6 protein-coding genes are annotated in these 11,434 nt (G+C 45.1%); all 6 read right to left on the bottom strand.

The window, feature by feature from the left end; genetic code table 11:
- Positions 1-540 precede the first annotated feature (540 nt).
- Positions 541-1,899 (bottom strand): DNA/RNA non-specific endonuclease, encoded by a 1,359-nt coding sequence (locus tag J7I42_RS30820; protein WP_209143568.1) that lies wholly within the window; start codon positions 1,897-1,899, stop codon positions 541-543.
- A 1,024-nt stretch (positions 1,900-2,923) separates the two neighbouring features.
- A complete protein-coding gene (locus J7I42_RS30825) occupies positions 2,924-6,046 on the bottom strand; it encodes an efflux RND transporter permease subunit (protein WP_209143570.1) in 3,123 nt (1,040 codons plus the stop codon).
- Between the two features lie 123 nt (positions 6,047-6,169).
- On the bottom strand, positions 6,170-7,249 hold the full coding sequence (locus J7I42_RS30830; protein WP_209143572.1) for an efflux RND transporter periplasmic adaptor subunit: 1,080 nt from the start codon (positions 7,247-7,249) through the stop codon (positions 6,170-6,172).
- A gap of 11 nt (positions 7,250-7,260) precedes the next feature.
- Positions 7,261-8,541, bottom strand: a complete 1,281-nt coding sequence (locus J7I42_RS30835) for a TolC family protein (RefSeq protein WP_209143574.1) — start codon at positions 8,539-8,541, stop codon at positions 7,261-7,263.
- A gap of 161 nt (positions 8,542-8,702) precedes the next feature.
- A complete protein-coding gene (locus J7I42_RS30840) occupies positions 8,703-9,086 on the bottom strand; it encodes a hypothetical protein (protein WP_209143576.1) in 384 nt (127 codons plus the stop codon).
- A 1,128-nt stretch (positions 9,087-10,214) separates the two neighbouring features.
- Positions 10,215-11,162, bottom strand: coding sequence for a hypothetical protein (locus tag J7I42_RS30845; protein WP_209143578.1), 948 nt, complete (start codon positions 11,160-11,162; stop codon positions 10,215-10,217).
- Positions 11,163-11,434: the final 272 nt, after the last annotated feature.

The following is an 11,434-nucleotide window of genomic DNA, read 5'->3' on the forward strand; positions in this document are numbered from 1 at the left end:
GCGAGATGAACAGACGCCGATGAATCGGGGCAGGTCGCCCTAATTATAAAGACCTGTCAGGGTCGCTGATCCCTCTAATTATTCAAGCTCAAATGGCGAACCTTACAGGTCGTTACAGTTCCGGTAATGGCGCTCCGACGAGTCGGAGTGCCGGATAATGTAAAAAGGAAGACCTGTAAGGTCTGCCTTTTGAACTTGCCGGGCAAGCGAGATGAACAGACCTGACAGGTCAATGATTAATGAGAAGGTCTAAAATAAAAGACCTGTCAGGATCGCTGATCCCTCTAATTATTCAAGCTCAAATGGCGAATCTTACAGGTCTTTAAAGTTCTGGTAATGGCGCTCCGACGAGTCGGAGTGCCGGATAATGTAAAAAGGAAGACCTGTAAGGTCTGCCTTTTGAACTTGCCGGGCCAGCGAGATGAACAGACCTGACAGGTCAATGATTAATGAGAAGGTCTAAAATAAAAGACCTGTCAGGGTCGCTGATCCCTCTAATTATTCAAGCTCAAATGGCGAACCTTACAGGTCTTTAAAGTCTTACAGATTATCCACCTTAGCCTCTATCACACCTTGCACAGAAGAAGAAACATTCGACAAGAGATCATACCCCGTGGCTGACTCAATAGCATCCACTGATGTACGATAGGTTTTCCAGTCGCTGTTAGTGGTGTTGATATTGGGCGTATTTACTGCAATAACGCGGGTTGATGATGTTACACGGGCCAGGTCGCCATTGCCATTAGGTATGACCACTACCACTTTCCAAACGCGGTTGGGTACGGTAACATGACCATTGTCGATGGTGTTAACGGTACCATTGCTGCCGGTGCCACCGGTTCCATAAGAACCCATAATTACATACACTTCGTTACCGGCGGTAACCAGCGTGCGGATGTAGTTCTCCATGTTAGCCCACGTTTGCTGGTTGTTGTTGGGCGCCTGAGGGATCATGTTCGTCATTAAGAAAGTAGCTGAGTTGGCTGTAACGGAAGAAGTTCTATCAGCGGAAGGACAGTTATGTCCACGATCGAAACCGCTGCCGCTGTAGCTGGTGCTTTGCACCTGGTACCAGCCGCTGGGCAGTGTTCCATCGGCACGGAAATCATCCTGACGATCGGCACTGCCCAGGTCAGTAGATTTTATATGCCAGCTTACCCAGTTTGGCGTACCACGGTCGCGGTGGTAGCTGAGCGAGTAATAAGTTCTGACCATTAAATAGTTGGTGTAATTGCTGGTGCTGGTAGTAGCGTTGCTGGGGTTTCCAAACAGCATGTTGTCATCGTCGCCCGGTGTGGTGCCGCCGCCACCAGATGTGGAGGAACTGATCACTACATCATCGATGTTGATGCGGTTGGCGCTGCCATCAGTTTTTACGATCGCAAAGCGAACATTACCGGTGTAACTAACGGTAAATGTTGCTGTTTGCAAAGTAGTACTGCTGGTTGTAATAGTGCTGCCTACTTTGGTGAAGCTGCTGCCGCCATTGGTGGAAGCGCGCAGTTCCCAGGTACTGCTGCCATCGCTGCCAAATACCGCATGTTTTACAGATACGCTGGTAACACCGCCAGTGGCATCGAAGTTCATGGTAAGGCTACCACTGTTGCGTATTCTGGCGCTTTGGGTGCCTGCCTTGGCATCGGTAGAAAGGTTGCCGATGAGGGCGTCGTTAAAATTCCAGGAGCCGGAAGATAAAGTTACATTGGCTGCAGCATACGCTGTTTTGGTGCCAGATTCAAAGCCTTCGCTAAGTGTAATAGCTTCAGTAACAGGCGAAGTAGTTGTTGCGGGATTGTTGTTGTCAGTTGATTGAAGGTCTTTTTTACAAGCTGTAAACAACAGGGACATGAAAAATACGCTGGCGAGCAAGCGCAGTTGAATGGATGTTGGTTGTGTCATATAGTTAAAGGTTTAAAAAGAAGCGAAGTAAGCGGAATAGAATGAGCTACAAGTTTAAGCAATTATTATAGCCGTTATATTCCAACACCCTTAACTTTTAAATAATGACAGTAAACAGTGTGAGTTAATTACCTTGAATAGGAAAACGTGTGATGAAGATCATATGAAGAAACGAGCATTGTGTAGTATAGTACATCGACGTTAAACAGCAATTGCATCTCGGTTAAACAAGTGGGTTAAAAGAGGGGCTGGATAGACATCCGCCCCCGTTTTAATCCAAAAATACTCTTTGAAAAACTAATGTAACATAATTCAAATTACACGCCAATCGTATAATAAACTAACTTTTGTATATATATTTTGCATCAATGTGAATTAATTTCCTCATTAAAGGAAAAATAATGCATAAAACTGCCACATTTGAAAGAGCACCGAAGTATAGTACAATAGGATCAATGTTTAATGGTTGAAGCAGCCGCTCCCATTTAACATATTAGCATCGTATTTTCCGCATCATCCTCTACTATATATAGACGCTTCAAATGGTACATTGGATGCATGTGTTATAAAATAGAAACACCAAAACGGCCCAATATCTTAAGATATCGGGCCGCATGTTTTTGTTAATCAGTTGTCTTTTAATTGCTTCTTTATGTCTTCGGTTGCCGAAGCCGCGGTCTGCGGAGAAAGGTGACCATTTGCCTTTTCGCTATTTCCTATTTATAAAACCCACCCCTACCCCTCCCAGGAGGGGATTCCTTAAAACAAGCAATAGCTAAACGACATTGAATACGAATCAATTCAATACCCACCCCTGTCATCAGCGTTTAGGTGCTGCATCCTGCGGCCTCCCGATGCATCGGGAGGATTTAGCTCTCCATTTCGCTTATCTAAACGATATTGATTCCCCATATCCTATTGCCTTTTGTATTCTTTGTCTGCCGTCTGCCGTCTGCTGTCTGCCGTTTGCCGTCTGCCGTCTGCCGTTTGCTGTCTGCTGTCTGCCGTTTGCTGTCTGCCGTTTCTAATCCATCCGTTGGCCCAATTTTCTATAACCCAGATAAAAGAACAGCGGGAAGATCAGTAACGTTAAACCCGTTGCGGTTATCAATCCACCTATAACCACTATTGCCAATGGTTTGGATGTTTCTGAACCAATGCCATGCGATAATGCAGCGGGTAATAAACCTATAGCCGCCATCAAGGCCGTCATAATAACGGGCCGCACACGGCTTTTTACCCCTTGTTTTATGGCCTGCTCAAGCGAATGACTGTCGAACTCATGCTTCTTTATCGATTGCAAGTTGTTCTTGAACACCGAGATCAGGATAACGCCATTCTGAATACAGATCCCAAATAGGGCAATGAACCCGATACCAGCTGAAATACTGAAGTTGGTGCCCGAGATCAACAAGGCGGCAATGCCACCAATGATAGCAAACGGCACGTTTATCAATACTAAACCAGCGTCTTTTACATTACCGAACATGACAAACAGGATCATGAAAATGATCAGTAAGCTCACTGGCACTACCTGCGCTAACCTGTGCGTAGCCCGTTGCTGGTTTTCAAAATCACCCGCCCATTGCATGTCGTAGCCTTTGTTTAAATGAACATCCTTATTCACCTTGGCCTGCGCTTCGGCAATGGTGCTGCCCATATCGCGGCCACGAATACTGAATTTGATGGCGCTGTAACGCCGGTTATCGTCCCGGAAAATTATGCTGGGGCCTGTTAAGCGTTCAATAGTGGCAATGCTCTTAATAGGTACCTGTGAGCCACGCATGGTAGGGATCAACAGATTACTGATAGCTTCCGCATTATTGCGGTAATCTTCCTGATAGCGCAAACGCAACTGGAACCGCTTTTCGCCCTCATAGATCTGCGATACGGCTTTACCGCCAATGGCCATTTCGATGGTGGCATTGGCGTCGGCGGTGGTAACGCCATATAAGGCCATCTTGCTTTGATCAAGATCGATACGCAGTTCAGGTTGACCAATATTTCGAATGATGCCCAGGTCTTCCACGCCCTTTACGTGCTTCATTACATTGTACACTTCATAGGCTTTCTGTTCGGTATAGGCCAGGCTGTCGCCATAGATCTTTACGCATAATGATCCTTTTACACCCGATACGGCTTCCTCCACATTGTCCATGATAGGCTGGGAGAAGTTGAGGTCAATGCCGGGAAAGACCGACAACATATGTTGCATTTTATCTATCAGTTCTTCTTTGGTTATCCCGCTTTTCCATTGTTTTTTTGGATAGATGTCTACATGGAACTCCACGTTATAAAAACCGGTAGCATCGGTGCCGTCGTTGGGCCGGCCGGTTTGCGACATCACCTGTTTTACTTCAGGGAAGGTGAGGATCATCTTGCGCATTTTATTGGCAATATCACGCGACTCGTTCAGCGATACGCTGAGCGGACAGGTAGCGCGGATATAGATGGCGCCTTCGTCGAGTTCGGGTAAGAATTCTGTTCCCAGGAATTTAAAGGAGAACAAACCGACTGCTACCAGCACGATGGCCACTATTATGCTGAGGCGTTTGCGGGCATACGTCCAGTTGAATTGCCACATCACGCCTTTGGTTAGCCACTCCACAAACACATTATGTTTTTCACGCACGTTTTTGCGCAGCAGGATACTACTTAACAATGGGATCAGGGTAAGCGTTAGGATCAGCGCGCCTAAGAGGGCAAACCCGAGCGTCCAGGCCAGGGGCGAGAACATTTTACCTTCCACTTTCTGAAAAGAAAAGATGGGCAGTAAGCCGGCAATGATGATGAGTTTGGAAAAGAAGATGGCCTTACCCAGTTCGCCACCGGTGTTTTTGATCATGCCCAGTTTACTGAGGCGGTTGAACCGTTCCATCCCCAACTGGTGCGCTCTTTGATCGAGTAGCACAAAGATGCCTTCCACCATTACCACGGCCCCGTCGATGATGATCCCAAAGTCGATGGCGCCCATGGAAAGCAGGTTGGCGCTCATGCCCTTTAAGGTTAAACAGATAAAGGCAAACAGCAGGGCCAGCGGAATTACAATGGCTACAATGACCGTTGTACGCCAGTCGGCCATAAAAAGAAACACGATCACCGTAACAAAAATGATCCCCTCCAGCATGTTGTGCAACACGGTGTGTGTGGCATAATTGATGAGGTCGTTGCGGTTATAAAACGTATTTATTTTAACATCTGCGGGAAGTACCTTTTCATTCAGGTAATCAATTTTGGCCTGCACCTTTTTGATCACTTCGCCGGGGTTCTCGCCTTTACGCATTACTATGATGCCTTCAATCACATCGTTCTGTTTATCACGGCCCACCTGGCCCAGACGGGGCAGGGCGCTGATCTGTACATCGGCCACATCTTTAACCAGAATGGGCGTACCGTTGATATTGTCAACGATGATGTTCCCGATCTCTTCCACGTTATTGATCAACCCAATACCACGCACTACATATGATTGCGAGTTGTCCACGATCACATCGCCGCCCACGTTGATATTACTTTTGGAAGCCGCATTGTATACATCGAGCGGGGTAATGTTATAGGAAGCGAGCTTTTGTGGATTAACTTTTATCTCATACGTTTTTACTTCACCGCCAAAGCTTACTACATCGCCAACACCCGGCACGCCCAGCAGTTGGCGTTCTATTACCCAGTCCTGCAAGGTTTTCAGGTCTTTAACTGCTTTGGTCGTACTCTGGAGTGTATAGCGAAAGATCTCACCGGTGGGACCGGTAGGCGGTTGAATATCGGGATCGGCGCCATCGGGTAACTGCACATCACGCAACAGGTTGTTTACCTGTTGTCGCGCGAAGGCATCTTCCACATGATCATCGAAAATTACTTTTACTACCGAAAGGCCAAATACCGTTGTGGAGCGTACCGATGTTTTTTTCTGCACCGGGTTCATGGCTACCTCAATGGGAATGGTCACAAATTTCTCTACCTCTTCGGCACTGCGGCCAGCCCATTGGGTAATGATGGTTATTTGGGTATTGGTAACATCGGGGAATGCCTCGATGGGGATGTTATTAAATGCCAGGGCACCCCATATCACTAATATGGTTGTTGCCAGGAATATAAATAGCTTATTCTTTAAGGAGAAGGCTATTATCTTTTTTATAAACTTATTCATTTTTTAGTGCTGCTTTTGGGATTCTTAAGATCATAGGTTTGTAGTTATTAAGTTATTAGGTTTTGAGGTCGTAGGGTAACAACCTAATAACTTATGAACTTAATAACTTACTAACTTGCTGGTTTACTCACTTAAGGCCTGGTATATAAACACCTGCGAATTAGTAACCACCTGATCACCTACCTTAAGCCCTTGTATATATGCTTTTGAATCAACCCGCTTTATGAGTTGAATTTCTTTTATGTGCAAACCGGTGGGGTCTTTAACGATCACAAAGTTTTTGCTGTCGTCGAGTACGATGGCCTGTGAAGGAATGCTTAACATGCCGGCGGTTGCTTTGCCATTTACTTTTACGGTCACAAACATTTCCGGCATAAAGTCCGCATTCGGGTTAGGCATACTGATGCGCACTTTCATGGTGCGGGTAGCTGGGTCCAGCACATTGTAGATCTTATCGATCTTGCCGGTATAAGCCGTTGCGGGGTTTGCCAGTGTGGTTACGGTAACTGTATCGCCTAAATGAATGTGGCTGATGTCGGATTCATATACATTGGCGATCACCCAAACACTGTTAAGGTCGGCCACGGTAAACAACGGGTTGCTGTTGTCCTGCCGAACTTCCGAGTTGTTGGTAATATTTCTTTCAATTACATAACCCGTGAGCGGGGCCTTTAATTCGTAGGTGGCATTTTTACCGCCGGTGATGGCCTGTACTTCTTTGGCTCTGTTGAGTTCGCTCAAGGCTTTATTATAATCTACCTTGGCGCTCATATAATCGCGTTCGGTAGCGAGGCTGCCTTCGTAGAGGTCTTTGGTGCTTTCCAGGTTCTTTTTGGTAAGGGCTACGTTGGATTCAGCCAGCGTCAGGTCATTGCTGTTACCGGCCACTTCCATACTTTGCAATACCGCCAGGGTTTGACCCTTTTGTACTTTATCGCCCAGGGCAACATTCACGCTTTTTATTTTACCACTGGCCAGCGCATATACTTTTGCCTGATGGTCTTCATTGGCCTGAATTTTACCATTCAGTTTTATAAAATCCGTTTCGTTCTCAATGGTAACGGGGGCGGTAGTGGCATTACGGATGATACTGTCTAAAGAGCCATTGTCGTCCGGCGTAGCGGCCTTGGGGTGGTTACAGGAAATTACAACGGCGGAGGCAATAACAAATGCAGCGGTGATGGTTGATTTATAAGTGATCATGATCTCTTTAATTAGAGGTTTACAATGGGTTTTCCAATGGTATAGTTGAGCGACTCTATTGCCTGGATGTGATCGTTCTGCAATTGATTCCATTGCAATACATTTTGTTTGTAGGAGTCGTAGAAGTCGGTGAACTCGAGTAAGCTGATATTTCTTTTCTCGAAATTCTCCGTGATGCTTTTTAATAATTTATCAAAGTCGTTTTGAAAGTTGGGGTCAATGGTATGCAGCATTTTTTCGGTGTTCAGCACTTTGCCATAGGCCTGTTGTACCTCATTCTCAACAGTTAACTTTTGCTGCGTAAGCACCGTATTGCTTTGGTCAATAGCAATTTTAGCCGCTTTGATATTGCCCTGGTTGCGGTTAAAGAAGGGGAGGTCCATAGCCAGGGAAAAGAAGGTAGCATTGTTTACAAAGCTGCCTCGTTTATCGTATTGGGCGCCGGCCGTAAGATCGGGCACCGCCATGGCTTTTTGCAGACTGTAATTCTGTTGATTAAAAGTAAGCGAATTGGCAGCCAGTTGCAGATCGTACCGGTTGGCATAGGCACTGTCAACAAGCATCGGCAACTGGTATTGACGAATAGTACCCAGTTGGGGTGCTGAAATAGTTGTTTCAGGAATAAACCAGGTTTTGTTGTTCTGCAATAACAGTTGCAACTCCGCCTCCACCTCATTGAGTTGGTTTTGCAGGGCGGTTTGTTCTGTTTGCAGGTTGTATAAAAGCGATTTTACCCGCACCACTTCTTTAAGGGTGATCACCCCTTTGGCTTGCAGCTCATTGTAGTTGGCGGTCAGTTTTGTTAAAGAAGCAATAGGCAACTGGTAGGCGGTGATGGCCTGTTGCAGAAAGCCGGCCTGATAAAAATCGCTGTGCAGGGTATAGCGTAAAGTACGCAACAGATCGTAAAAACGGTTCTCGGCCATTAGTACATTGGTCTCGGCCAGTTTTATTTGTTTGTTGCGTTTGCCTGCGAGAATGATCAGTTGTTGCAAATTGGCGGCATACTGACCGGTTGAATTGCTTAGGTCGAACCACTTTTTTTGTTCGGGATTGTAAATATTGCCTTCAAATTGCAGGTTAGGGTTGTTGTATACTTTGGCCTGCAGCACCTGGGCACGGGCGATGCTGATGTTGTATTTCTCAGCGATCAGCGACAGGTTTTTGTTGGTGAATTGTTTTTCCGCATCGGGTAACGAAATGCGAAGGGTGTCCTGGGCATTGGTGTGCAGTACGGTACCGGAAATACCAATAAGCACCAATGCCATACGCACCAATAGGGTGAATTTCATTGTGATTTATTTAAGTACAATAATGTCGGTTCTATATAGGGAAGGCAAGGGCAGCAGGCAAAAGGTAAAAGCCTAATGCCATTACACAGCAATAACACTGCCTGTTGGCAGTTAATTACGTTGCGTTATACAGTAAAATGTAGGTAGAGAAGCCTTTGCCTTTAGGCAGTAGCTTGTTTAGGAGGAGGCAGCAGAATGTTCTTGAAACCGGCTGTGAGTTTATGTTCAACATAGCCGGTAAAAATTACCTCAGGTTTTTCCTTAATGGCAACTTTTGTCTGAAGTTCTTCAAAATAGGGGTGATAGCTGTAATCGACGATCTTTATAACATGTAAAGGTCTACCGGTGTCGTCGTCTTCGTCTTCCGGACTGGTATCATAGTGGCCGAGTACATCCTGGTCGATAAACTCGATCAGGGTGTTGATGTCATCTATTTGATTACCGGCATTATCGTACATATCAACCTCTTCATCCATTTGCGGAATGAACATGGAGGTATTAATGTGAGCGAACAATAAGATATATGCCAGTAGCTTTCTTAGCATGAGGGTACAAAAATATAAAGTAAACTGGTTTATGGAAGATTATAATGATGTCTTAACAAGCATTTTACATGGTGAGTTGTGAGTGGTGAGTTGTGAGTGTGAGTCTGTAGTTCGAGATTGCTGTGCCTGTTCGGCAGGCTGCGTGGGTGAGTGGTGAGTGTGAGTCTGAAGGGCCAGACTCACTAGTAAGTTCGGACAGGTTGCATTGGATCCCCTCCTGGGAGGGGTAGGGGTGGGTTCAAAGTGTTTCATTCCAGGTTAATCAAATCAATACCCACCCCTATCAACAGCGTTTATGAGCTGCACGCTGCGGCCTCCAGATGCATTGGGAGGATTTAGCGCTCCTTTTCGTTTAACTTACGACGCTGTTAAAAATGTTAAAGAAAAGCAAATGCATGGCAGGTTGTTCACATTGATTTATGGTTGGAAACCATAGGAAGAAATACATGAAACTCAGTACGGGTAAGGGTTTTGTTATTGGTTGATGGTGTTTGACATAATGAAACCGTGAAAAACGTGATTGTGACAATTAACGGCGGTGCTGTACATTTGCATCATCAAACACGGTAGCACGGTAAAAGAGCGAAAGAATAAGAGAGCTACCACGAAGCAAGCGCTTCACAATAAAGAGATTTTACCTTTTTTTTCATATGGCAAGCAATCGTTAGAGGTCAGCTGTTTCTACAGTGGACCTTTTTTTATGCCCCTACTTTAGTTTGGTATGGAGGCTTTTCGAAGTTGAGATTCTTCCATGTATCAAGTTGATAAAAAGGCAATGGGCAGTAGGCAATAGGCAATGGGGGAAAGGCAATAGGTCCTGGCAATACTTTACATTACCTGGCGACAAGTGGCGGGGTCAAGACCTGTAAGGTCTGCCTCATTAACTCGCCGGGCTTGGATGCAAAGCAGACCTGACAGGTCGGATCCCTCTCTTTAATCATGACCTGTCAGAGCTTGCCCCGATAAGTCGGGGAGCGCATAAGCCCACTAATAATGCAAGCTCAAATGGCGCGCCTTACAGGTCATTCCCTCAAAAAAAATGAGCGAGGAAAGACTTCGTTACGATCAAAACAATAAAAAAAGGCGCCCCATTATTACCTTGGTGGCGCCTTCTTTATTATTTACTATTTATTGTTTATTGTAAAAAAAACCGGTCTTATCCCAGTAGGTACCATCACCAAAAGTAACAGAAGAAACATAACCTGATGGGAAATATTCTATTGTCCTGGTTTGAGGATCATCTGTGTCATTGCTTACATAACCAGACTCAACATAGGTGCGTTTTGTTGAATGGTTCATTTTATCATGCAAATAGGCATATTTGATCGTCGGGGCATTGTCACCGTATAACACACCCGCTTCAACAAACAGCCATGCATTTATGCTGTCCACTTTATTAGGATAATTTTTAGTGTATTCAAACGAGTAGTTTTCCTCAATGTTCACAGTGGATTTATTGGGAGTGCCCCCTGTTTGCGTATAGCCATAATACTCTACTGCAGTGATCTTAATAGCCATCAACTTTCCGTCCTGGTTGGTATAGCTTATTGTATATGGCCTTCTGGTAGAAGCAACAGAACTTGTCCTCCAGGTGGTGTCAAAATGGTTACCGGTGGCTTTAACCAATAAGCCTGCAGCATTATATTCATAGTTGGTCGTATCTGCGTGTACTTGAAAAGTCGGATAAGTCGCAGTCATCTCGTTCATATACTCAACACCGATACGCTGAACTGGCAGGCGATTGCTGTTCAGTTTATAGCGTGCTGTAAAACTGAAATTTCCCGGTTCGGCTGGCGATTGCTGGATGATAGCCTCATCGCCTGAATAACTGATATTAAAATAATAGGTCGCATCGGCAGAATCCTTGAGCGCAACGATCCTTCCTGACTTATCATACTCATAGTACGTGGTTTCGGGGGTTGAGCTGCTGCTGCTGTGGGTATAGATGGTTTTTACCACCCGCGTCGTGTCTCCTACTGGTTGCTGTTGTTCAGACTGATTGTCCGAATCCTTTTTACACGAATCAAGCGAAATAATAAACAATAAAGACACAATGGGAATCAATAATTTCTTCATAAAATATTTTTAATTACGGCTGATTCCCTATTCCCTTTCTTTTCTGGTGGGCGCAAATGTAGTAAACATCCTGATAATTTAAAATGGTTTATAAAGAAAGTTAAATGGTTAAACGCTAACACTATGGTAAATACGCAGTGTAGGCTTGTTATTTTATAAGAATTTGCTGTGAGGTTCTAAGGAAGAAACTGGATTGCGCGGAAAGGCAATGGGCAGTGCCAAGACCTGTAAGGTTCGCCATTTGAGCTCGCATTATTAGTGGGTTTATGCGA

It is taken from the genome of Niastella soli (assembly GCF_017742245.1).
In the GTDB taxonomy this organism is placed as follows: domain Bacteria; phylum Bacteroidota; class Bacteroidia; order Chitinophagales; family Chitinophagaceae; genus Niastella; species Niastella soli.